Origin of the sequence: Algivirga pacifica (assembly GCF_039543525.1) — a bacterium.
Lineage (GTDB): Bacteria > Bacteroidota > Bacteroidia > Cytophagales > Flammeovirgaceae > Algivirga > Algivirga pacifica.
Window position 1 is genome coordinate 149,645 of record NZ_BAABJX010000052.1, and the last position, 23,392, is coordinate 173,036.

The 23,392-nt window shown below is 40.1% G+C and carries 15 protein-coding genes; 8 read left to right on the plus strand and 7 right to left on the minus strand.

The window, feature by feature from the left end; translation table 11 throughout:
• Positions 1–4 precede the first annotated feature (4 nt).
• From ABD985_RS16920 to ABD985_RS16930, 3 genes are all read left to right on the plus strand, one after another.
• Positions 5–2,233, plus strand: a complete 2,229-nt coding sequence (locus ABD985_RS16920; protein WP_345373795.1) for a TonB-dependent receptor — start codon at positions 5–7, stop codon at positions 2,231–2,233.
• Positions 2,234–2,263: 30 nt separating this feature from the next.
• A complete protein-coding gene (locus ABD985_RS16925) occupies positions 2,264–2,887 on the plus strand; it encodes an HmuY family protein (RefSeq protein WP_345373797.1) in 624 nt (207 codons plus the stop codon).
• 341 nt (positions 2,888–3,228) lie between these two features.
• Positions 3,229–4,128 carry a ChaN family lipoprotein gene (locus ABD985_RS16930; protein WP_345373799.1) on the plus strand — a complete coding sequence of 300 codons (900 nt, stop codon included), beginning with the start codon at positions 3,229–3,231 and terminating at the stop codon, positions 4,126–4,128.
• Positions 4,129–4,599: 471 nt separating this feature from the next.
• Here ABD985_RS16930 and ABD985_RS16935 read toward each other — a convergent pair whose 3' ends face one another.
• Both ABD985_RS16935 and ABD985_RS16940 read right to left on the minus strand, forming a co-directional pair.
• Complete coding sequence (locus ABD985_RS16935; protein ID WP_345373801.1) at positions 4,600–6,852, minus strand: HEAT repeat domain-containing protein; 2,253 nt, start codon at positions 6,850–6,852, stop codon at positions 4,600–4,602.
• Between the two features lie 422 nt (positions 6,853–7,274).
• On the minus strand, positions 7,275–7,982 hold the full coding sequence (locus ABD985_RS16940; RefSeq protein ID WP_345373803.1) for a cytidylate kinase-like family protein: 708 nt from the start codon (positions 7,980–7,982) through the stop codon (positions 7,275–7,277).
• 284 nt (positions 7,983–8,266) lie between these two features.
• Here ABD985_RS16940 and ABD985_RS16945 point away from each other — a divergent pair, with 284 nt between their 5' ends.
• The 3 genes from ABD985_RS16945 to ABD985_RS16955 all read left to right on the plus strand — a co-directional run bounded on the left by ABD985_RS16945 (position 8,267) and on the right by ABD985_RS16955 (position 12,093).
• A complete protein-coding gene (locus tag ABD985_RS16945; protein ID WP_345373805.1) occupies positions 8,267–10,450 on the plus strand; it encodes a S9 family peptidase in 2,184 nt (727 codons plus the stop codon).
• 209 nt (positions 10,451–10,659) lie between these two features.
• Positions 10,660–11,628 carry an arsenosugar biosynthesis arsenite methyltransferase ArsM gene (gene arsM, locus ABD985_RS16950; protein WP_345373807.1) on the plus strand — a complete coding sequence of 323 codons (969 nt, stop codon included), beginning with the start codon at positions 10,660–10,662 and terminating at the stop codon, positions 11,626–11,628.
• A gap of 117 nt (positions 11,629–11,745) precedes the next feature.
• Positions 11,746–12,093, plus strand: a complete 348-nt coding sequence (locus tag ABD985_RS16955) for a four helix bundle protein (protein ID WP_345373809.1) — start codon at positions 11,746–11,748, stop codon at positions 12,091–12,093.
• Positions 12,094–12,230: 137 nt separating this feature from the next.
• On the opposite strand, the gene ABD985_RS16960 is transcribed toward ABD985_RS16955, so the two are convergent.
• Entirely contained in the window at positions 12,231–12,866 is a 636-nt protein-coding gene (locus ABD985_RS16960) for a hypothetical protein (protein WP_345373811.1), read from the minus strand.
• 688 nt (positions 12,867–13,554) lie between these two features.
• Here ABD985_RS16960 and ABD985_RS16965 point away from each other — a divergent pair.
• Positions 13,555–15,036 (plus strand): Do family serine endopeptidase, encoded by a 1,482-nt coding sequence (locus tag ABD985_RS16965; RefSeq protein WP_345373814.1) that lies wholly within the window; start codon positions 13,555–13,557, stop codon positions 15,034–15,036.
• Between the two features lie 403 nt (positions 15,037–15,439).
• Here the strand turns inward: ABD985_RS16965 and ABD985_RS16970 are convergent, their stop codons facing one another.
• Entirely contained in the window at positions 15,440–16,000 is a 561-nt protein-coding gene (locus ABD985_RS16970; protein WP_345373816.1) for a rhomboid family intramembrane serine protease, read from the minus strand.
• 218 nt (positions 16,001–16,218) lie between these two features.
• Positions 16,219–17,397 carry an anhydro-N-acetylmuramic acid kinase gene (locus ABD985_RS16975; RefSeq protein WP_345373818.1) on the minus strand — a complete coding sequence of 393 codons (1,179 nt, stop codon included), beginning with the start codon at positions 17,395–17,397 and terminating at the stop codon, positions 16,219–16,221.
• A 218-nt stretch (positions 17,398–17,615) separates the two neighbouring features.
• On the opposite strand from ABD985_RS16975, the gene ABD985_RS16980 reads away from it, so the two are divergent.
• Positions 17,616–20,441, plus strand: coding sequence for an Ig-like domain-containing protein (locus ABD985_RS16980; protein ID WP_345373820.1), 2,826 nt, complete (start codon positions 17,616–17,618; stop codon positions 20,439–20,441).
• A 49-nt stretch (positions 20,442–20,490) separates the two neighbouring features.
• Here ABD985_RS16980 and ABD985_RS16985 read toward each other — a convergent pair whose 3' ends face one another.
• Positions 20,491–21,714, minus strand: a complete 1,224-nt coding sequence (locus tag ABD985_RS16985) for an amidohydrolase family protein (RefSeq protein WP_345373822.1) — start codon at positions 21,712–21,714, stop codon at positions 20,491–20,493.
• 371 nt (positions 21,715–22,085) lie between these two features.
• Positions 22,086–23,105, minus strand: coding sequence for an arsenosugar biosynthesis radical SAM (seleno)protein ArsS (gene arsS, locus ABD985_RS16990; RefSeq protein ID WP_345373824.1), 1,020 nt, complete (start codon positions 23,103–23,105; stop codon positions 22,086–22,088).
• Positions 23,106–23,392 lie beyond the last annotated feature (287 nt).

The following is a 23,392-nucleotide window of genomic DNA, read 5'->3' on the forward strand; positions in this document are numbered from 1 at the left end:
AGATATGAAAATATATATCAAAGTGATCACACTATCCCTGTTGTTTATAGGGGTGGGAATAGGAAGTTATGCCCAAAAACTAACATTTACATTAACCGATGTAGTCGACAAAGCGCCACTACCTTACGCGAATATTTGTGTGGAAGATACGGTAAATGCTAGTACTCATTACTATACTACGGACCAAAAAGGAACGGCTTCTTTACCCTGGAAGGTCGGAAGACGCTACACGCTGACGTATTCAGGGTATCAGAAAAAAGTGGTTTATCCTCGGCAGGCAGGATTTATTCAGGTTGGTATGAAAGCCGATATGAAAATGCTGGAAGAAGTATTGGTAACGACTGGACAGGGAGGTCCCACTCCTGTAGACCAATCCTTGTACAATATCAAAGTGATGGGAAGCAAGGAGTTCCAAACGCTGGGTGCGACAACCTTGGCGGATGCTTTACACTTTACTTCCAACGTACAACTTTCTCAGGATGTCGCTTTGGGTACGGGAGTAAGTATGCAGGGATTGAGCGGTGAAAACGTAAAGATTCTGATTGACGGCATGCCGGTAGTTGGTCGCCTGGATGGGAATATAGACCTGTCACAATTAAACCTTTCAGAAATAGCCCATATTGAAATTTTGGAAGGCCCTCTTTCTGTTACGTATGGGAGTAATGCGCTAGCCGGAACGATTAACCTGATTACGAAGACGAATAAATACCATAGCTGGCAAGCCACTGCTGATACTTATGCCGAGTCTATCGGGAAGTATAGTGGCAATGTGAGTGTGAAAGGAATGAACGGGAACCATCACATGAGCGTGAGTACAGGATATTTGCATTTTAATGGTTTTGATGAAGATAAGGAAGTAAGAGAAGTAGCCTGGAATCCTAAGAGTCAATGGAGTTTTCAGCCTTATTATCAATGGAAAAACAAAGGGTCAGACTTGAAGCTTGGCTGGAATAGGTTTGAGGAAGAGTTAAGGATATTGGGTACACCCATAGGACTTTCTTCCAATCGTAGGGCGATGGACAATTACTTCACTACTTTAAGAAACACCTTATACCTTCAAGGAAACTGGAAAGCAGGAGAAGCACATAAATTTAATTTACAGTTATCCAGAAATGGGTATCAACGAGAACGTATGACCTATGAGGTAAGCCTTATCTCTAATGATAAAATAGCGCTGGAAGAAGGGGCTACATCAGATCAATTTGTTAATTATAATAACCGCTTCTCATATTTGTTTAATCAGGAAAACTGGGGATTGACTTTGGGAATAGACCATAATTATGATGCCGGGATAGGAGATAAGCTGGCGCAAGATGCGATGATGAATGACCTCGGGATCTACATGAATGGAGAAGTGGAGTTAACCCCTTCATTAGGCTTGCAAGCAGGAGTACGATGGATGGAAAACAGTGCTTATGAAGCCCCTATGATTTATACCTTGCATGGAAAGTGGTTTGTTCAAAATCAATGGGAGGCACATTTCTCTTATGCCAAGGGATTTAGAGCGCCATCCTTGAAAGAGCGTTTTATGGATTTTGTGGATTCCAACCATACGATTTTTGGAAATGAAAATCTTGGAGCAGAAACCTCCCAACACGTATCAGGGCGTCTACAGCGCTATATAGAAATAGGAGCATCCTTGGTGACATTGGAAGCAAGCGCTTTTTACAACAGTATCGAGAATGTCATTGATTTATTGTTGATAGAAGGTGCAGACAGTAACAACTTTTATACGTACGATAACCTGGATCGCAAGCATACGATGGGGGGAGACGTCTTTGCAAACTATAATTATAACAATCGCTTGAAGCTAAAGGCAGGGGTAAACTACATGATGACAGGTTATAAACTTGCCGAAAACGATGTGTTATCTACGGTGCCTCAAACCAATTTTATTGCTAATGCGACTTGGAAAAGCCCTTTCTGGGATACTGATATCAAACTGGATTATAAATGGAATGGAGCACAACGTAGACTCTCTGTTTCTTCTGAAGATGAAATTACAGAAAGCTGGCAGGATAGCTTCCATATACTTAATGCCTCTTTCCATAAAAGCTTCCTGAGAAATCAGTTACAATGCACTTTGGGAGTGAAAAATATTTTGGGTGTGACCAATATCGCTACCTCAGGGTATAGTGGTGGGGCGCATTCGGGAGGAGGCTCAGGTGCGCAGGTAGTGGCGACTGGGCGTAGTGTCTTTATCACTTTACAGTATCGTTTATCTAAAATTTAATTATTGTAATAATCTAACTAGTAAATAAAAATGAAAAAACTATCCGTATTCGCTTTAGCACTTACTTCTTTACTTTGGTCTTGTGATACTACAACCGTTGATCCTGTCAATACTGACGCGCAAGAGCTTCAAGTAGTCATGGGGGAGGAGTATACAACACAAGTTTTTGTAAATCTTGATCAGGATGAGGAAGAAGGAAAAACATTGTCTGTAGAAAGTACGGCAAATGATTATGTGGTCTTTGATTTTACAGCAGATCAAATTCCTACGCCAAACAATCTGGAAGGATGGGATATCCTTTTCACGAATTATAAAATCAACATACCAGTAAGTGCTACAGAATTTCAAGCTTATGATGTAACAGGTGTTTTGATCAACACTGAAGCAGGAGCAATGGCTGTAGCAGTAGACAGCAGCAATTACGCTGAGGTAGATTTGGCAAGGGCACAAAGCATGGAGTTGTCAACTGAAATGCAGGCAGTAGGTTATAATTGGAAGTCCTTGAATTTTGATACTTTCCAGTATGACATCGTTGCAGACAAGTATTACGTAATCAAGACTGCTGAAGGTGAGTACTTCAAACTTCGTTTCTTGGACTTCTATTTGGATGGTGTGAAAGGTACTCCTGGGTTTGAGTATCAGCGTTTGAGATAAGATAGCGGTTGGGGCGTGATAAATTATGCTTGTGTGGGCGCAATTATTAAATTTGAATAAATAACCGTCATACTACTAAATGGCTTTGTTGAGTGACACTGCGTGTCGTTGAGTAGAGCTTCGCTCCGTTGAGCTTTTAGAGTACTGCTATTTCTCAACAGCCCGGAGGGCTACTCAACGGTACGGAGTGCCACTCAACTAGCGGCGTAAGCCGCCTCAACTGTCGGTTAATTATTGAGCCCCTTCTGCATCTTATCTTTTTGATTTTTCGGAAGAGAAAAATATCCCTAAATTCCATTTTTTAAAAAGGGATTTTTTTAATTTATATCTATTAATAATCTATGGCTAATCTTCGTATCGTTTTTCTTTTTTTGTTGAGTATGATCACAACAAACAGCTTTGCACAACTTAAAGCATTTGAAATTTACAATGCTCAGGGAAAGGTGGTGACTTTTGAGCAGATGATGGACACCTTGTCTGAGACAGATGTCGTTTTCTTTGGAGAACTGCACAACAATCCTATTGCGCACTGGATGCAACTAGAAACAACTAAAGCATTATATGAAAGAAAAAAAGAAAACTTGATTCTAGGTGCAGAGATGTTTGAATGTGATGATCAGGTAGTGCTTGATGAGTATCTCTCCGGTTTAATTCCTGAAAAGCATTTGCTCAGTGAAACAAAAGCATGGGGAAACTATCAGACCGATTATGCGCCTTTGGTAGATTTCGCAAAGGAACACCAATTACCTTTTATAGCTACCAACGTTCCAAGACGTTATGCGAGTTTGGTTTCAAAACAAGGGCTGGAAGCTTTGGAGAAAGTAGAAAAATCAGCTCGTAAGCAGTACCTTCCTAAACTACCGATTGAGGTAGATTATGAGTTGCCTTCTTATAAAAATATGGGTATGATGATGGGAGGACACGGACATCAGATGCCAGAGGAAATGTTGAAGAGATTCGTAGCTGCTCAAGCAATCAAAGACGCTACGATGGGTGATAGTATTGTTAAGGCCATGAAAAAGGCGAACAAGGGCGCTTTGTTCTTACATTTTAACGGGAGCTATCATTCTAACTTTAAGGAAGGGACGGCTTGGTATGTGAAGCAAGATATGAAGAAAGCGACGATAGCCAATATTGCAGTGATGGAGGTAGAACATCCGGATAAGACAGAGGGGGTAGATTTCACGACGGCAGATTATATTATTTTGGTGCCAAGCAATATGACGAAGACCAACAGATAACAATTAGCAGTGAGCAGTGAGCAGTGAACAGTGAAAATTTGGTTCGTAAAGGAATCCAAAATATTTTTGCTCATTGCTCATTGCTCATTGCTCATTGCTCATTGCTCATTGCTCATTGCTCATTGCTCATTGCTCATTGCTCATTGCTCATTGCTCATTGCTCATTGCTCATTGCTCATTGCTCATTGCTCACTGCTCACTGCTCACTGCTCACTGCTCACTGCTCACTGAAAAAAAAGTAAGGCCACACAGTAGATAACTGTGCGGCCTAAGTAGTTTTTGGGCTATTTCAAGAATCAATGATTCTGATAGTGGTTTATAGCTAAATTGTTTTAGTTCCATTCTTAATGTACTTACAAATAAATTTTTTTAGAGCACTCTTACTAAAGTTATCCAAAAAAAAGTCAAAAAAACATCATAATAAACTAGAAAATATTGAAATAATCCTATTTGATGGTTTTGTGATAAGTGTTAAAGGCTTCTGGATAAGTTCTGTAGGTATGTATCGTTAGGATATCTTTTCAAAAGAAAGTCCAAATGTGTACGCGCTTCTTGTCTCTGATTGAGTTGTAGTAACAATTGTAGTCTTGCTTGATGTAAGGCTTCATCATAAGGGGCTGTTTGGAGACCTTTCTGAAATGTATTGGAAGCCTCTTGGTAAGCGCCTAGCTTTTGTTGAATTAACCCCCAGTTATAAAAGACTCTTGGATTATCAGGCATATATAGGGCCGCATTCTGTAGTGCGAGCATAGCTTCCTCGTATTCCTCTGTTTCGGCTAATAGAAGAGCCAGGTTGAAATAACCTTCTCCATATTGTGGATTTTGTTTGACGAGGAGCCTTAATAGTTTTAAGGCTTCTGTATTCCTATTCTCCCGATTGTAAAGAATCGCAAGATTCATAGATGCCATGCCAAATAGACTATCCATCGCAAGGGTACGCTCCATGGCTTTTATCGCTTGTTGGGTTTCTCCTATTCTCATATGGTACTGTCCAATATTGAATTGTCCCCCTCTTAATCCTGCATTGACTGCCAGCTGTTGTTGATATTCTTCTTGTGTGTCCTTTAATAGTCCTTGGTAATTCTTGGGAATACGCTGTAGAGGAATTCCAGTTAGGCTTCGTGCTACTGCGATGCGTACTGCTTTGGTACTATCCTTGGTTAAAGGAAGCAGGTAGGCGATACGGTCTTGTTCACTATAGGCAGTCATACTTTCCACTGCCCAGTAGCGTACCAAAGGCTCTTCATCTGCTAAGGCACTCATCACTGTTTTAATAGCTTCTTCTTGTGGCATACTGCTGAGGTAATAGATCGCAGTAGCACGGGCAATCGCTGGTTGATCTTTTCTTCTGACCAGGTCGATTAAGGCAGGTAGTGCATCTTCGGTAGCATTTCGTCCTTTGGCTAACGCTTCCGAATAGTGATAAGGTCTTTCTTTGCCGTGCCATTCTTCTACTTGTTTGGCGGCCCACTGGGCTGTTTTTTCACTATGGCAATCATTACAGGCATTGGGCGTGTCATAGTCAGCGCTAAGGTCAGGGCGAGGAATCCTAAAGCTATGATCCCTTCTAAAATCCACCTCCATATAGGTCTTCCCAGGCATGTGACAGCTTACACAAGCGGCACCTTCTGTATTCATTTCATGAAAATGGTGTGCTTGTACATCATAGGTATTAGAAGAATGGCAAGAAGTACATAGCAAGTTACCTTCTCGTTTGAGCTTTAAAGAGTGAGGGTTGTGACAGTCGGAGCATCTTACATCATTATGGTACATTTTACTTTGTGTAAAAGAGCCGTAGACATACACCTCATCATTTATTTGTCCATCGGCATGATACAATCCTTCTCTTAGGATATCTGGAAGGTAGGCGTTCATCATCGCACTGTCAAATTGATGCTGTCCCAATGTTTGTCTGCGGGAGTGACAAGGAGCACATTGATTAACCTGTTCCTGAGAAGTGATTACAGCAGTTTGATGTAACAGGTGGCCAGGGAAAAGGTTGGAGGAATCTTTATAGGCCTGATGTTCTATCCAGGCAACGTGTGCACTTCCTGGGCCGTGGCAAGATTCACAAGTCACGTTAATTTCTTCAAAAGTGGTATGGAAAGAATCTTCTTCAGAAAAGAAGTTCTGTTGTACGTTGAGAGAATGGCAGTCCGCACACATGGTATTCCAGTTGCCGGCTCCTCCTGTCCAGTTGAGCCATTCCCCATCTTCCAGGTGCATATCTTTGTGCATATTGTACCATTCGTTTTTCTCGGAGTCCCAGGTGAGGCGAAGTACTTGCAAACGACCTTTCGGAAACTTGACCAGATAATTTTGCAGAGGCGTTACCCCGAAAGTGTAGGCGACTTCATAATCGTGGTATACACCATCTTCACCCCTAGTATTGACCATATACTTACCACCTTCTTTAAAAAGCCTTGAAGTAATACCATTGAAGGTAAGGATCACATTATTAAAATTTCCAAGAACAGTCGTGTCGTTCGGTTCTTTCATTGCCCATTCGTGGTGGGACCCTGTCCAATCCTGAAAGGCTTCTTCATGACAGCTTTTACAGGTGTTGGTTCCTACAAAGTGTCTGGGGCCATTAAGTGAAGCTTCTAAGGTTTCCCATTTGTCGGGATTGGATTTTTCTACAGTACAGGCATAAAAAAGACTACCTATCCAGCAGAGTACGCTAGCGACAAGAAGTGATAAGCTGGGGCGCAAGGGGATGTTCATCTGTTGTTGGTTTTAGAGCAAAGTGAGAAAGTATTGTTTGATGAAGTCTATGACTGATATTTAAGTTTCACACTAAAAATCTAATAAAATCATGGGAAAAAACATGACTTATGTCGAATTCATTGAAATCAGAAAAGTTATTAGGATAAAGGAAGGGCGACCTTTGTGGTCGCCCTTCCTTTATCCTTAGAAATAGGTCTATTAGAAATAATAATAAAAAAAATAAAAAAATATTTGTCCTATTGCCCAGTTGGTGTGTCTTATAATTGAAAGCAAATAATAGTACGCTAGTAGTATCTAGTAATCATAACTGTCGGTTTAAGTTACAGTTTAACCTAATCTAATTAGCCCAAACTTCAATACCCTTAGTTTTTATGGAATGAGAAGGATTTCTTCTCATTCCATTTTTTATAATTAAAAAATTATTTACTGTGTGTTGCCGCAGCTTTCTTCATTTCCATTGTATGGATAATAATATCCACCATTTCCTCGTGGGTGAGCTTAGCACAGTTGAGGGTTAAGTCGAAGACGTCTTTATAATTATCGCCTGGATAGAGGTAAGCAAGGAAGTCATCTCTTTTCTCATCCATCATTTCTATTTCCTTGCGAGCTTCCTTGACAGAAACCCCTTTTCGTTCAGCCAGATGCTCAGCTCTCCAGTCCAAAGGAGCAGTGAGGTGGATATGTATTCCTAGAGGATCATCTTGTGTAAAGATGGCACCTCCTCTTCCGACCATCACAACATTACCTCTATAGGCATAGGAACGGATCACCTCTTTTAGCACATTGGTCATATGGACATCAGCGATATTGTAGTTTTTTGCAAAGGAGAAAACTACTTGGGAGAAGATATCTCGACGATTCTCAGTGTCTATTTGATTAAGAAATTCAGGGTCGAGTTCTAGTTCTTTGGCGACATCCAATACAATTTCCTTATCGACGGCAATCCATTTAAAGTGTTCTTTTAAGGAGTCTTTTCGTTCTCGTAATCGAGCAACTAACTCCTTGGAAAGTACTTTGGCCAGACAACCATAATCTCTGGAAAGGGTAATAAATGGCCCTCTCTCCATACCAAACTGCTTAGGGTGTGCAAATCGTTGGATAAGGTAATCATACAAAACTGTTTTCATAGTATTGGGTGTGGGTTAAAGGTGAGACATAATACCGTATCATCTTATTGTATTTTACGAAAAACAGATAGGTTTCGTTCTAGTTATTATTGGATTTCACTAAGATTCCTTTTTTGTAAAGTTGCTAGAAAAATGTAAAAATCAGCTTCTTATTATTAAATTGTGAGTTCAATGTGAATTTTTGGGATAACACCTGGTAGTTGTATTTCAGTCTACTCGGGTTTCCACCATTTTTTAGTGACAAATAAACTTATCTACATAATACAAAATTAAGACTAATAAACATGAGAAAGCCTATTTTGCTTCTTGGGTTATTGTTTTCACTAACCATGCAGGTATTTGCACAAACGGCGACAACGCCGATTACATTAGAGGACATTTGGAGTAAGCGTACGTTCAGATCCGAGTCTGTAAGAGGTGTACGTTGGATGAAAGACGGACAGTTTTATTCCGAATTGTCGGACAATAAAGTGATCCGTAGAAATATTACCAATAAAGAGGATAAACTAACATTGGTAGATGGAGGTGCTCTGGGTATTCAGATTGATGGGTATAACTTCTCTGCAGATGAGCGTCAGGTATTGTTGATGACGAATTTTGAGAGTATTTACCGTCGTTCTTTCAAGGCAGATTATTATGTATATGATATCGCATCAAAAGAACTGAAAAAACTCTCTGAAGGAGGTAAGCAGTCTTATGCTACCTTTTCTCCTGACGGAATGCAGGTAGCATTCGCCAGAGATAACAATGTATTTGTTGTAGACTTGTCTACCATGAAAGAAAAGCAGTTGACTACAGACGGAAAGTTCAACCATATTATTAATGGTAGTGCCGACTGGGTATATGAGGAGGAGTTCTCCATGGCAAAGGCTTTCTTCTGGGCTCCAGATAGCAAAAAAATTGCTTACTATACGTTTGATGAAAGCGGTGTAAAGGAGTATAACATGCAAATGTGGAGTAATGGTCTTTATCCAGAGGATTATCGTTTCAAGTACCCTAAAGCAGGAGAAGATAACTCTAAGATCACTATTTCTGTTTATCACCTTTCAACAGACAAGGTGGCTAAAATGGACATCGGTACAGAAGAGGATATCTATATCCCAAGAGTGCAGTGGACACAAGATGCAGAGGTGCTTTCGATTATTCGTATGAATCGCCTTCAAAATAAGTTGGAGATTCTTCATGCCAATGCAACAACAGGGAAAAGCAATGTCATCCTGACAGAGGAAAGCAAGACCTATGTAGATATTGACTACAATGATCATTTGACGTACTTGAAAGATGGTAAGCAGTTCATCTTCACTTCAGAGAAAGATGGTTATAAGCACATTTACCTTTATAAGTTAGATGGTAGTTTGGTAAGACAAATTACAAGCGGAAACTGGGAAGTAACTTCTTTGGTAGGAATTGACGAGTCTTCAAGAACACCAGTATTGTACTATACTTCTACAGAGGAGTCTTCATTGGATAGAGATTTCTATAGAATTGACGCAAGAGGTAGAGGTAAGCGTAAGCTAAGTGAGCAAAAGGGAAGCACTTCGGTGAACATGAGTAATGACTTCAAGTACTACATCAGTTATTTCAGCAGCTCAAAAGATGTTCCTACAGTCGCATTATATAAGACCAAGGGAAATGAATTGTTGGAGGTACTGAAAGACAACAAGGCTTATCAGGAAGTGGTAGAGCAGTATGGTTTTGTTCCAAAAGAACATATGACTTTTGAGTCAGCATCAGGAGAGTCGCTAAATGGTTATATGTTGAAGCCAGCAGACTTTGACGAGACGAAGAAATACCCAGTATTGATGTTCCAGTACAGTGGACCTGGTTCTAACCAAGTAGCAAACAGATGGGGTGGTGGCAACTTTGAGTGGCACCAACTATTGGCACAAAAAGGCTACATCGTTACTGTAGTAGACGGTAGAGGTACAGGAAGCAAGGGAAGAGACTTTAAGCATAGCACTTATGCACAGCTAGGTAAATTGGAGGCACAGGATCAAATCCATGTAGCAAACTATCTGAAAGGACTTTCATATGTAGATGGTGAGCGTATTGGTATCTGGGGATGGAGCTTCGGAGGTTATATGTCTTCTTTGGCATTGTTCACAGGTGGAGATGCTTTCAAGATGGCTATCGCAGTAGCGCCAGTAACCACTTGGAGATTCTATGATTCTATCTATACAGAGCGTTTCCTAAAACGTCCGCAGGATAATGCGTCAGGGTATGATGATAACTCTCCAATCATGCACGTAGACAAACTGGGAGATGATAAGAAATATCTTTTGATCCACGGTACAGGAGACGATAACGTACACGTACAAAATGCCATTATGCTTCAGAATGCATTGATTAAGGCAGGGAAGCAGTTTGATGTATTCTACTATCCAAACCGTAATCACGGAATCTATGGTGGAAATACGCGTTTGCATTTGTATAAGATGATGACCAACTACGTAGAAAATAATCTGTAGACGATGATCAGTGATCAGTGAACAGTGATCAGTGAACAGTGAACAGTGAACAATTTTGTTGTTCTAAGAATAAAAAGGCAGCGGTATAATGATATCGCTGCCTTTTTTTTGTCATATTATTAGGAAAATTATAACCTAGTAGCCTTTAACTTGTTTACTGATAACTGATAACTGATAACTGATAACTGATAACTGATAACTGATAAACCGTGGCTTATTTAGAAACTACCAAAGACGTATACAAGCAAGCTGCTTTAACCCCTGATGTGGGGCTATGCTGCACGACCACACCGGTATGGAAATTCCCGGGACTAGAGATTCCTAAAATTATGTTGGAGATGAATTATGGTTGTGGGAGTACCGTACATTTCAGAGACCTGGTGAATGATCCCACAATCTTATATGTAGGTGTTGGAGGAGGAATGGAGTTGCTACAGTTTGCTTATTTTTCCAGAAAAGAAAATGGTGTCGTAGGAATTGATGTGGTGGATGAGATGTTGGAGGCCTGCCAAAAGAATTTTTTGGAAGCAGAGGAACAAAACCCTTGGTTTAAAAAAGAGTTTGTAACCTTGAAAAAAGGCAATGCCCTTTCTTTGCCGGTGGAAGATGAAAGTGTGGATGTTGCTGCCCAGAATTGCCTTTTCAATATTTTCGAAAAAGAGGACTTAAAGAAAGCACTTAAAGAAATGTATAGGGTACTAAAGCCACACGGAAGATTGGTGATGAGTGACCCTATTTGCAATCAGTCTATGCCTGAGAACTTACAGCAGGACGAGCGATTGAGGGCCTTGTGCTTGAGTGGAGCCTTACCAATGAAGGAATACCTAGATATGTTGACTGAGGTAGGGTTTGGAACTATTGAGGTAAGGGCAAAACGTCCGTACCGCGTGCTGTCTCCGGCACATTATGATACCGAGGAGAATATTTATATCGAAAGCCTGGAGGTTTGTGCGATCAAGGATCCGATGCCAGAGGATGGCCCATGTATTTTTACCGGAAAGACGGCCGTATACTATGGAACAGAGTCGTTCTTCGATGATCAAAAAGGGCATACCCTTCTCAATAACCAACCTTTGGCTGTATGTGATAAAACAGCCAATGCTTTACAAGAGCTGGGAAGAGAGGATATCTTGATTACCCCTTCTACTTACTGTTATGATGGAGGAGGCTGCTGTTAGTTTGGAGTCTGGAGTTGTGATGAGTTTGGAAATATTAACGGACAGGGTAATCTCATAATCTTCTGAGTGATGATTTTAAGTGATCAAATTATTGATTCACTTTAAACCTAATTTATTATGGGGGTTGCATTAGAAAAAAGCTACAATTTTGCTTTAAATACAGTAAAGTCGTGCTACACGATTATGCAAGAGCATAAGGAGTATATTATTACAAAACAGTTGATTCGTTGTGCTACCTCTGTAGGAGCAAATATAGAGGAAGCACAAGGAGGACAGTCGGTGAAGGATTTTACTGCGAAAATGTATATTGCTTATAAAGAAGCAAAAGAAGCACATTATTGGTATCGATTATTAAAAGATCTCAATATGATTTCTTTAAAGGAGGCAAAAGAAGGCCTAGAAGCTGCAGAAGAGCTACAGAGAATAATAGGTTCAATTTGTAAAACCTCTAAGAATATAAAATAACACTCTTTTGAACCTGGAGTTTGCTATTAAAAGTATTGAGAAATAATTTTTTTATAGCAAACTCCAAACTCCAAACTCCAAACTCCAAACTCCAAACTCCAAACTCCAAACTCCAAACTCCAAACTCCAAACTCCAACTATTTCAGCCCAAAATACCCTACCCTAAACTCCGGTGTAACAAACAGCTTGCTCCCATAATCATCCCTTAAGCAAAATTGATAATCGCTGCCTCTCTGTATAGGGGTATTGACCCATACACTCCCTTTATTACTTCTAGTTTTTTTGATGCCTTTTTGTATCAATTTTCCTTCTGCATAAAGGTCGACATAAACCCAGTCCATAGGTTTTCGGCTACCACCACTCCAAGATAGTTTGATGCTCTTGGGACGGTCATAACGAAAACGAGTGCGCATACGTACCATTCTGGCATGCATAGGAGTGTAGACTTGTTTAGCAACTACCTTGATGCGCATTTTCCCATCGTATTGGTTCAGGTCTTTTCCTGCGTTCCATAGTATTTTTTTCTGTGGACCGATAGAAGTGTTGTGAACTTCTCCATGAAGGCTTTGGGCTAGTATAGGTTTGGAAAATCTGGATTTGAGGTAATAGACTTCTATATCGAAACGTTCTCGAATATCCTCTTTTTCTACAAGGTCAAAATTAATCCATACCTGATCATTTTCCACACGGGTTTCGAGGTTATAGACAGCTTGTGCATTTAGAGAAGTGGCGGTTATTAAAAAAAGAATACAGCACTTTAGCAGAAATCTCATGATTGGTTTTAGTCTTAGTTTTAGGGGAATACTAGTGGACTAAACGCAAGTAAACTTATAGTTAAGTGCTACTTTTAAGGGGTTTAAGGAGGAAGGATTGCTATTCAGGGGTTTCTATTCCTTCCTCCTTCTTCCTTGATCCTTTATCCATATGGAAGTAGTACCTTTATTTCTATCAGAAAACTTAGTGTTTAGATCATTAGTCTAGTACAGGGTATCACTCTGTGAAAAAATATAAATAGATATCCTGTCTCGCAAATTAATAATCAAACAAGTTATTAATCAAAAGACAAATTCTCAGAGCGTATAGACAAGGCAATTTTTAACAACTTGTTTTTTAAAAAAAATTAAAACCTGACGACTTACGTTAAATAATATAAAAACAGAGGGTTAGGGTGTATCCTGTACTGTGATTTCCTCGTATTTTCGGATAGAAATCACCAAGTAAACCTTATATATTTTTTTGGTGAATGGCTTCTTGTTATAAGATCCCTTTTTATTAAAGCCTTTTAGGTTAATCCTGTTGTAATTCACTATAGTTCATGGTGTATAACCGATAAGTAATAACCGACAAGCGATCAACGAAGAATATAACAAGAAGCAATAAAGGGATGTTGTATCAATAAGGACTTGATCGTATCCAAAGTGATCTTGAATAAAAATATTTCTAGTAAAACAATTAACAACTATGATGAGCAATCGAAAACTATTTATGGCTTTAACAGCCTCTGCAATGATTGGAGGTATGTTATCCGTGGCAACTTTTAAGGCATTGGAAAGCGATGATCCAAAGAATGACCCAATCACTTCCACAGCCCTGCCAACTAATTTTACAAAACCATTAAATACACCGTCGGATTATGTCGTTCCTGAAGGTTTGAACTTTGTCACAGCAGCGAAAAGGGTAACTCCTGCCGTAGTGCATATTAAGACGTTTAGTAAAGCCCCCCAGGGAGGTCCTAGAGATGAGTTCCTGAGAGAGTTCTTTGGTATACCAGAACATGGAGGTGGCCAAAATATGCGTAGGGGATCTGGTTCTGGCGTTATTATCTCTTCCGATGGATATATTGTAACCAATAACCACGTAGTAGATGGGGCGAATGAGATTGAGGTGGTATTGGAAGATAAACGTTCGTATAAAGGAAAAGTATTGGGAACAGACCCTACGACGGATCTGGCCTTGGTAAAAGTAGAAGAAAAAGACCTTCCTTATCTGACGTTTGGAGACTCTGACGATGCCCTGGTAGGACAGTGGGTATTGGCAGTTGGAAACCCATTTGATTTGACATCAACGGTGACGGCAGGTATTATTAGTGCCAAAGCACGTAGTATTAATATTCTGAGAGGAAGAGCAGATCTGGCGATTGAATCTTTTATACAGACAGATGCGGCCGTAAACCCTGGAAATAGTGGTGGGGCCTTGGTTGATCTAAATGGAAATTTGATCGGAATCAACACCGCAATTGCTTCCCAAACAGGATCGTTTACCGGATACTCTTTTGCCGTACCGTCAGAGTTGGCTCGTAAGGTGGTAGAAGATATTAAGGAGTTTGGAGAAGTACAGCGCGCTGTGATGGGAATCAGTATTCTGGATGTTAACGCAGCCCTTAAAGAAGATAAAGGATTAGATAAAATTGAAGGTGTATACGTCGCTGGTGTAGGGGAAGACAGTGGGGCAGATGATGCAGGTATAGAAGCGGGTGATGTGATTCTTGAGATCGATGGTACTAAAGTGAACACGGTATCGGCTTTGCAAGAGTTGGTAGCCAGAAAACACCCGGGGGATAAGGTTGATGCTGTGGTGAAACGAGCTGGAAAAATGAAGGAACTCGAAGTAACCTTGAAGAACAGAAATAACTCTACGACTTGGGCAACGTCTTCTAATGTTAAGAAAGAACTGACAGAGCTTTTAGGGGCTAACTTCAGAGTATTAACGGATGAAGAAAAAGAGAAATTTGAGTTAGAGAATGGTGTAGTGGTAAGTCGTGTGTATCCTGGTAAATTGCAGGAGGCGGGTATCCGTAAAGGATTTATCATTACTCATGCAGACCGACAGGTAATAGAAGATGTAGAAAAATTGAATGAAATACTGAATGAGAAAGATGCAATTCTATTGGAAGGGATCTATCCAGGAGGTAGTAAGAAATACTATGGTTTAGGCTTACAGTAAGAAGTAAATGGATTATTTGGGGAGTTTCTTGTCCATTTATATTTGTTAACGCAAATCTCTTTCTGTAAATAAGGCTATTGTAAATAATTACACTACCTTAAATCACATACAAAGTATATTATAAGAGATTAAAGATCTTCTCATTTTATATTAACTAGTTTGCTTTAAGTTATCGAAAAAAAGGCCTCTTCTGGAGGCCTTTTTTCATGTTGGAGTGGCTTGCACTTTAAATCTTGTTCATGTTGTTTAATTGAGCTTTGCTCGTTCATGATGTTTAGTTGAAAAAAAGTGTATTAAGTTCATGAAATGAGTTTAACAAACAACTAAACATTATGAACGTAGTTGCGAAGCAACGACAATTAAACAATATGAACAGAGTATAAGGTGCAGACCGTTTGAATAATCATCTTTTGGAGGTTTTCAGCAGTCTAAACCCAAAGAAAGCCCCACAAATCCCTCCAATCACATGCGCTAGTTCAGAAATGTTATTGTCATCCATCATTCTTAATAGTTCTTGTCCTATAAATAAGACGACAATTAATAAGAAGGAAATAGGAATTTGTCCCCTTTGTACATTTACTACGGAGATCAACAGGATAAGCATAAAGACAATACCACTAGCTCCTACCAGCATTTCATGACTGTATAAGATCAAGTGAATAACCCCTGTGATCAAAGAAGTAACGACAAGCATCCAGAACATTGCCTTGGAGCCATACTTCTCTTCCAGGATAGGGCCTAGCAGTAAAATATATAGCATATTACTCATGAGGTGATCCCAATCGCCATGAGCGAGTACATGGGTAAACAAGGTAAAATAGTCTATAGGGTCGGAGTATTGGAAATCTCCACCTATGGCAAAGGCCGTTGTCAGGTCTATAAATAAAAAAGACTTGATCAGCATAAAAATGGTACAGACCAGTGAAAAAGTGAGAATGACTGGTGCGTTGTATTGAATTTTCATATTTACAGTTTATAGGTGTTTGTTATTGTTATCTGCTGTCAATTTAAGCCTTCTGTTATCGTGACGGATTAAGTCTTCAATCCATCTGACACTGTTCGTAAGCATCTAGTACTGGTCGTAGGCTCCTGTCCAATGCCGTCAACTTAAGCTGAAAGTAAAAAGGTAGAAACTGCTCGTAGGGTCCTCCCTACGACTTACAGCGGGTTTGCAGTGCTGTATCATCCCCCACACCCAATCAACCGATTAAAGCCTTGATTAGATAAAGGGGAGTAGTCGTCTTCTTCTAACGTGTTCTCTTCCAGCTTATTTTTAGAAGCAGAGGAATCTACCTGAGGATGGTAGATAGCCCCTCCACAGTTATTATACTTTGCTCCTGTAACAGATTGGAGACAGTTCGCTTGTTGCTCTACTCTTAATACCGCTAAAAAACCAAAGATCAAGGCTTCCTTGAAGGATACGGTAGCTGCATCGGGTACAATAATGCTATGTGAAGGACTATAATGTTTGATACGTTCTACTAAATGCTTGTTGAAAGCGCCTCCACCTGTAAGTAAGACTTTTCCTTTGGGCGCATGTGCTTGAAGTACCTGTCCAATTTGCATAGCCGTGTGTTCTATCGCAGTAGCCAATAGATCTTCCGTAGCATTGATTTGCTCTAATAATGGATAGATAAATTCAAGAACCCATTCTTTTCCCAATGACTTTGGAGCAGGTTCTTGATAGTAAGGCAAAGCATTAAGTGCGTCTAAAATAGATTGCTGTACTGTGCCCGTAGCAGCTAGGGCACCGTCTTTATCATATTCCAGTTCTTTGTGTAGGCGCATATAATGGTTGAGTGGCATATTGGCAGGGCTAATATCAAAAGCCTGCATCTCACCTTGCGATTGATAGGAGATATTGGCTATCCCTCCCAGGTTGATGCAATAGTCATAGGTAGAGAATAAGAGTTGGTCTCCTATAGGAACCAATGGGGCTCCTTGTCCTCCTAAGGCAAGGTCTACCGTTCTAAAATCACACACCACGGGTAAGCCACTTTGAACGGATAGGTTGGCTCCACTTCCAATCTGAGTCGTAAGTCCTTTTTCGGGTTGATGAAAAATCGTGTGTCCATGACTGCCTATAAAGTCAGGTTGTATTTGATGCTTTTGAATAAACTCCTTAACGTAGGATCCTAGAAGGTCTCCCAAGTCTTTATCGGTGAGGGCATATTCCAGGGCAGAAGCATTTTCCACTTCCGATAGTCGGGTAATCCATTCTTTGGAGTAAGCGATGGTTTCAGTAATGGGCATTTCATAGCTCCACTTTTCATTTTTATAGGTAAACTCGCAATAGGCAAGATCAACACCGTCCAGACTAGTACCAGACATCAATCCAATAACACGATATGTTTTGCTCATTTCAGTTATATCTTTTTATGTGATGTGTACCCCATAAATTATACCTTTTTATAGGGTTAATGTAAGTTTTTATCGTATTCGTATACCTGATGAAGACCCTAAGCCTTCTTCCTTGTACCCCCAAATGTACCACCCCAGTATTTGCCTTACCTTAAAAGAAGGCCCTACCTTTCAGCTACTAACTCTTTTTTATAAAGAAACCAATAAACAATATGAAAATGAAAATTACTTGCTTATTACTTCTTGTAGTAATGAGCTGGTCACTATTGCCTGTACAACAAGTGACAGCAACTACTGTAGAAGTTATCGATTGTAACTATCCGGATTGGGATGCTACGATTGCATATCCAAGTCCCAACACCAAAGTAGTATATGATGGGAAGTTGTGGAGGAATAAATGGTATGCCAATATAGGAGAAGAGCCAGGAGCAAATACCTGGGGCGCTTGGGAAGAATTGGGGACTTGTGATGATGGAAATTTGGCTCCTGAAGTATCTTTTATCTCACCGGCTAATAATGCGACTTTTGAGCTGGAGACTACCTCTTCCATAACAATCAATGTGGCAGCTTCGGATGCAGACGGTACAGTCAGCAGTGTTTCTATAGAAGTGGATGGACAGTCTTTTTCGGGAACTTCAGCTACCTGGACACCAACAGCAGCTGGTGACTATACGATTTCGGCCACTGCAACAGATGATCAAGGAAAATCAACGACTGCAAGCATCGCCATAACGGTTACTTCTACTGCTCCCGTAGCACCGGTAGTAAGTATTGATAGTCCAGTAGATGGAGAAACGATTCGTATGGAGAGTCTTTCGGCAGTAACGATTAATATTTCTGCATCAGATGAGGATGGTATGATAAGCAGCACCTCGATAGAGGTGGATGGACAGTCTTTCAATGGAACAACAGCTTCATGGGTACCTTCAGCTTTTGGGACCTATACTATTGTTGCTAACGCTACAGATAGCGATGGATTAACAGCAACAAGTAGTGTATCAGTAACGATTGCGGAGCAAAATAATGGATTATGTAATTACCTTCCTTATGAGGGATACCCTACAGTATACCAGACAGGAGATATTGTGGAGTACAACGGGGATACTTATGAGGCACAGGTAGATAATTTGTATAACATCGAACCAGGAACGGCAGATCATTGGTGGAAACCATTGGGGCCTTGTGTGGATACGAACAATGCTCCTGAAATTACAGTAGCTGATCAGGAGAGCATAGGACTGATTGCGGTATCACTTAACGCAGCGGTAGTGGATGCTGATGGAACGGTAGATGCCGTATCGTTTGAAGTGGACGGCACAACTTTGTCAGGAGTGGCAACAGGAGATAACTATGCAGCTTCCTGGACCCCGGCTTCTTACGGAGCCTTTACTGTAACGGTAACAGCAACTGATGAAGATAATGCGAGCAGTACAGCAACTTATACGCTTACTGTAAGTGAGCCTGAAGGTCCACAAGCACCGGTGATTACTGCTATTTCACCAGCAAATGGAAGTAATATCAAGCAAAGTAGCTTGGCTCCTGTAGCGATTACCGTAAGCGCATCGGACATTGATGGAACCATAGTATCCACCAGTATCACAGTGGATGGACAAACGTTTAATCAAGCAAGTGCTTCATGGACACCATCAACCTTTGGAGCATATAGTATTGTAGTAACAGTAACGGATAATGACGGCTTGTCAACAACAGAAACCGTGAGTGTGACAGTTACTGAAAACACTGCGTTTACAGATAAAGTATTGGTAGGGTACTGGCATAACTGGAACAACGCCAGCGCACCATATATCCGCTTGAGAGATATTAATCCTGCGTATAACGTTGTATGTATTGCTTTTGCTGAGCCTAAGGTAAGAGACGTAGATAATACGATGATCTTTGACCCTATGGATCTGGATGCTTTCCAATATCAACCTACTGATAAGTCAAGACAGGAGTTTAAAGAGGATGTTGCTTACTTGCAGAGTCAAGGAAAAAAGGTATTGATTTCATTGGGTGGCGCAAATGGCGTAGTGCATTTGGATAATGATACCGAGAAGCAGAAGTTTACAGCTTCCATGATTGATTTGATTGAAACTTATGGTTTCGATGGTGTGGATATTGATTTGGAAGGATCTTCTTTGACATTAGATGCAGGAGATGATGATTTCAAAAATCCGAAAACCCCTCGTATCGTAAACTTTATTGACGGTATAAGAGGAATTCTGGATCACTTCAATGGTTCTCTAATTTTGACAGCTGCTCCTGAGACCGCTTATGTACAAGGAGGGGCAATTTCTTATGGAGGATCTTGGGGTGGTTACCTTCCTATACTTTATGCATTCCATCAGGACTTCAATTATGTACACGTACAGCTTTACAATACAGGAAGTTTATTGGCGCTGGATGGACAGGCATATAGCCAGGCAAGCCCTGATTTTATTGTAGCGATGACAGAGATGACGCTTCAAGGCTTTGAGAGTAAAAGTGTAGCAGGATTCTTCCCTGCCTTTAGGGATGATCAGATTGCTTTAGGCTTGCCATCTACACCACCAGCGGCTCCAGCTGGAGGATATGTGACACCAGCAGAAGTACATAAGGCATTGGATTACCTTACCAAAGGGATTTCTTTTGGAGGAGATTATGTGATGGTAAATCCTAATGGATACCCGAATCTTAGAGGAATGATGACCTGGTCTATCAACTGGGATAAGACGGTGAATTATGAGTATGCTAATAGCTATACGTCTTATTTCGGAGGGGCTTCAGCACGTTTTGCTGAGTTGGAAGTAGCCAAAGCTGAGGGAGTAAAAGTATACCCTAATCCGTTTAGCAATTATATCAATATAGAACTGCCTTCAACAGCTACCAAAGGGGTATTTGCAATCTATGATATAAATGGGAAGCAAGTATACTGTGGAGGAATGGAGAAAGTAAATGCTAAGTTGAGAGGAAGTATCAATACGGAGAACCTGGAGAGTGGTTTGTATTTCCTGAGTATTCAGACCTCTGAAGAAGTTGTGACGAAACGTCTACTAAAACAATAAAGGTAAAAAGTAAGAGGTAAGAGGTAATTATTACCTCTTACCTTTTACTTTATACCTTTTTAGAAGTAAGCACATGTTTTTTTTCAGTGGTTACCTCTTTTTCTATACCAAATAAAAAGCGATGTGTATTATGCACGCCAATCTGGTACATATAGTCAGCGCCCATCTTTCCTGCAAAATCATCCAGCATTCGCTGATATTTCCCTTCTTGCAAGAGCATATAATAGTCAGATCCAAAGAGTGTACGATGACGTACGGTTTTATTCTGGGTCATCATAGTCTGTAGGGCAGCTCCTAGCTCAGGAAAAGCCATGGTATAGGAAAAGTCTGCATAAACATGAGGGTACTTTTCCATAAAGCCCAAAATAGTGTCTACCCAAGTATCATGAATGGTAGAAACCTGATAGGCATTCCACTGATCAGCTCCCCCAAAGTGTGCCAGATTAAGCTTTAGGTTAGGATAAGCTTCTAAAACGGTAGTCCAATGGATAGGGTCGTTAAAGGTGTCCGAATAGTCTTGTGGAGTCTCTAATACGACTTCGTTACTTTTATGTACTTGTTGTCCATCTTGATCTAGCTCGGTATACTCTACGGTAAGCACATTACTGCTAGCCTTTACACTGGCACCACTACAATGGGCAATGACAGGAATTTGCTTTTCCTCACAAATCTCTAGCATTTGCATCATACGAGGGTGGCTAGGAACATAGCCCAAAGAAGGATAGATTTTTAGGCCTGCAAACTGATAAGGTCCATCGGCAGCAAAAGCTTGATGAAATTTATTCAGTGCATCTTCTCTTCTAGGATCTATAGCCGCAAAGGGGACAATCCTTGTAGGGTGCTTGTCTCTTAATTGCTTGATGATCTCCATTTGCATTTCCCACTCATGCATTACGTTTCCTTCTATACCAATGGACATATCCATGGTTAACACCCCAAAGATTACATCATCTCGATAAAAAGAACATAGATGCTGGAAAACCTCCTCGCTGTGCTCAGAGTTTATTTCATCAATAAAATCAGCTAATAGACTGAGACTATCTTCTGCGTCCCAGGGAATGATGGCATCTAGAATATTTTCAGTCCACTGTAAAATGTTGGCGTGCATTGGGAAACGTACTCCCAAAAATTTGTCAGGGACATCTTTATAATTAAATAAATGGGTGTGTACGTCGACAAAGGGCAGTTCGTTGGCTAGTAAGGTTCTCATCTTTTCTGGAATACGTTCCAGTGGGCTGGATAGGATCGCCTGTTTAATTACTTGAATGTTCATGCAGTTCAAAATTGAGAAATAGTATAATGATAAAAGTGAACGCTTCTATTACAAAATTGATCGTTATCGGACAATTGATAGAAGTGTGATAAATTGAAATATTATTGTATGCAACTGTTTTTCAGTTGGTTATATTTAGTGGCATGTAAGTGGTATTATACAAACCAACTTATGATTAGAAAAAGAGAATCTAGTGTCAATTTTTTCTCTTAATACATATTGAAAAGTTAATCTTCACTTTACATCAAAGGCCTAATTATTAAAGATATTGAGGAGAAATTGTTCTCCATCTAAAGAGTCAATTAAATATAATTGAATTGGTTAAAATACTGAAAAGACGCTCCTTTTGGGGGCGTCTTTTTTTAGTGGAATCAAACTAAAGCTCCCTGACAGCTGGAGCCGGCTCCCGCTGTGCAGCCAAAACAATGATGGGCCACCTTAATAGCCCTTTGCTGAAGAGTAGCTAGTTGTAGGTCGTTAATATGTGGGGCAAAAGAAGCGTTGATAGGCATTTCCAACATCTGATTGAAATCACAATCGTAGAGATAACCATCCCAACTGATGGATAACGTATTGGTACACATGACACCTAAAGCAGCCGATGGATTGAAGTTATCGACCAGTTTCTGCATATATTCTTCTACCCTTCCTTTTTGGATTAGCTCTTCTAAAAAGCGGTTGATTGGTAAGTTGGTAATGGTATATAGATCGTTGAAAACAATATCATAGTCTTCTTTAAGAACTTTCTTATAATCCTTTTTCAAAGCTTCTTGTGAAGGGGGAAGAGAAGGACCTCCCGGATTATAAACCAAATGTAATTGCAAAGGAGAGCCTTCTTGACCATATCCTAGTTGATTCAATGCTTTTAGGGCTTCTATAGAGCGATGAAATACCCCTTTACCTCTTTGCTTATCAGTATTGTCAGCGGTATAACATGGAAGAGAGGAGATTACTATTACCTGATGATCTTTAAAAAACTTTGGATAGGTACGATAATGTTTATTGACTGTCAGAATCGTGAGATTACTTCTTACAATAACTTCTGCTCCTAAAGCACGCACTTCAGTAACAAACCATTGGAAGTGAGGGTGCATTTCGGGTGCTCCTCCGGTGAGGTCTACGGTATGAATATCTCCTTCTTTAATAAGGTCAAGGCATTTTTCCATAATCTCCTTAGGCATAATCTCCTTTCGGTCGGGGCCGGCGTCCACATGGCAGTGATTACACACCTGGTTACACATTTTCCCCAAGTTGATTTGAAGGATTTCCAAGGCGTTAGGGGTAAGTGAGGAAAGTTGATGTTCCTGTAACTTCTCAGAAAAAGTAGGGACGTTGCAATTGGCTAAGGTTTCAAGTTGTTGCTTAGGAGAGGGAAGCTTTGTTTTAAGCATAGAATTTTTGGTTTGGTATAATGATAATCGTATAACGCGATTTTTCTAAAAAGAGTTATAAAAGTTATTAACAAAATGCTAAGAACCAAAACAGGAGGAAAAGGCTTTATTTAAAGGTAAGTCGAAAAGGTTTTTAAGGTGAAGTCTGTAATCAGTTGTGTAAGATATATAATTTACTGGATGTATATTACGGATATCTTTTATAAACAATAAGCGGTAATCGATAAGCGATCAACCAAAACGAATGCTATAGTATCTATCTTTAATGACTATAGGTACTGCTTTTA

Bases quoted from the DNA above. Each gene is read 5' to 3' on its own strand.
- ABD985_RS16920 (WP_345373795.1), top strand. From the start codon at position 5: ATGAAAATATATATCAAAGTGATCACACTATCCCTGTTGTTTATAGGG.
- ABD985_RS16925 (WP_345373797.1), top strand. From the start codon at position 2,264: ATGAAAAAACTATCCGTATTCGCTTTAGCACTTACTTCTTTACTTTGG.
- ABD985_RS16930 (WP_345373799.1), top strand. From the start codon at position 3,229: ATGGCTAATCTTCGTATCGTTTTTCTTTTTTTGTTGAGTATGATCACA.
- ABD985_RS16935 (WP_345373801.1), bottom strand. From the start codon at position 6,852: ATGAACATCCCCTTGCGCCCCAGCTTATCACTTCTTGTCGCTAGCGTA.
- ABD985_RS16940 (WP_345373803.1), bottom strand. From the start codon at position 7,982: ATGAAAACAGTTTTGTATGATTACCTTATCCAACGATTTGCACACCCT.
- ABD985_RS16945 (WP_345373805.1), top strand. From the start codon at position 8,267: ATGAGAAAGCCTATTTTGCTTCTTGGGTTATTGTTTTCACTAACCATG.
- ABD985_RS16955 (WP_345373809.1), top strand. From the start codon at position 11,746: ATGGGGGTTGCATTAGAAAAAAGCTACAATTTTGCTTTAAATACAGTA.
- ABD985_RS16960 (WP_345373811.1), bottom strand. From the start codon at position 12,866: ATGAGATTTCTGCTAAAGTGCTGTATTCTTTTTTTAATAACCGCCACT.
- ABD985_RS16965 (WP_345373814.1), top strand. From the start codon at position 13,555: ATGATGAGCAATCGAAAACTATTTATGGCTTTAACAGCCTCTGCAATG.
- ABD985_RS16970 (WP_345373816.1), bottom strand. From the start codon at position 16,000: ATGAAAATTCAATACAACGCACCAGTCATTCTCACTTTTTCACTGGTC.
- ABD985_RS16975 (WP_345373818.1), bottom strand. From the start codon at position 17,397: ATGAGCAAAACATATCGTGTTATTGGATTGATGTCTGGTACTAGTCTG.
- ABD985_RS16980 (WP_345373820.1), top strand. From the start codon at position 17,616: ATGAAAATTACTTGCTTATTACTTCTTGTAGTAATGAGCTGGTCACTA.
- ABD985_RS16985 (WP_345373822.1), bottom strand. From the start codon at position 21,714: ATGAACATTCAAGTAATTAAACAGGCGATCCTATCCAGCCCACTGGAA.
- arsS (WP_345373824.1), bottom strand. From the start codon at position 23,105: ATGCTTAAAACAAAGCTTCCCTCTCCTAAGCAACAACTTGAAACCTTA.